Consider the following 807-nt stretch of genomic DNA (forward strand, 5'->3'; position numbering starts at 1 on the left):
AGAGTTGGACTATGTTCGTCCCGAACTTAGTCATTTGAATGAAGCTGGGTTGGAGATAGCATCTCCCATCGGCTGGAAAGTGCGAAACAAAGATATCTCCCGAACTTAGTCATTTGAATGAAGCTGGGTTGGAGATAGCATCTCCCATCGGCTGGAAAGTGCGAAACAAAGATATCTCGATACGGTTGGGCAGAAGATGCAGGCTAAAGCCGCACCCATACGAGAGGGAGTAATAGTAATCAAACAAGAAACCACCATGCAGGAACTCCAGCAGTTTGCCACGGTCTGCAAAGAACGTTTCGGTATCGAAGCATTTCAAATCCATATACACAAGGACGAAGGATACATGAACGCAAAGCAATGGACACCTAACCTTCATGCCCATGTAGTTTTCGATTGGACGCAGCCGAATGGGAAAAGTGTGCGAAGGATACATGAACGCAAAGCAATGGACACCTAACCTTCATGCCCATGTAGTTTTCGATTGGACGCAGCCGAATGGGAAAAGTGTGCGTTTATCGCGTGATGACATGGCAGAACTCCAAACCATAGCATCTGAAACACTGGGCATGGAACGTGGCGTTTCTTCTGACCGCAAACACTTATCGGCTATGCAGTACAAGACCGAATGTGCGAAAGAACAGCTTCAGGAACTATCAAACGATATATCCAGTGCATTAGACAAACACAAGGACGAAAGAACAGCTTCAGGAACTATCAAACGATATATCCAGTGCATTAGACAAACACAAGGACGTACAAAAACCAGCTTCTTCAGCTTCAGAAAGAACTACGTTCCATTGAAAC

General features: G+C 45.5%; 1 pseudogene. It reads left to right on the forward strand.

Going from position 1 to position 807, the window contains the following annotated elements:
- Positions 1 to 410: 410 nt before the first annotated feature.
- Positions 411 to 807 (forward strand): annotated as a pseudogene (locus DW904_RS24410) (plasmid recombination protein); the annotation flags it as partial.

Origin of the sequence: Ruminococcus sp. AM42-11 (assembly GCF_003480145.1) — a bacterium.
GTDB lineage: Bacteria > Bacillota > Clostridia > Lachnospirales > Lachnospiraceae > Blautia_A > Blautia_A faecis.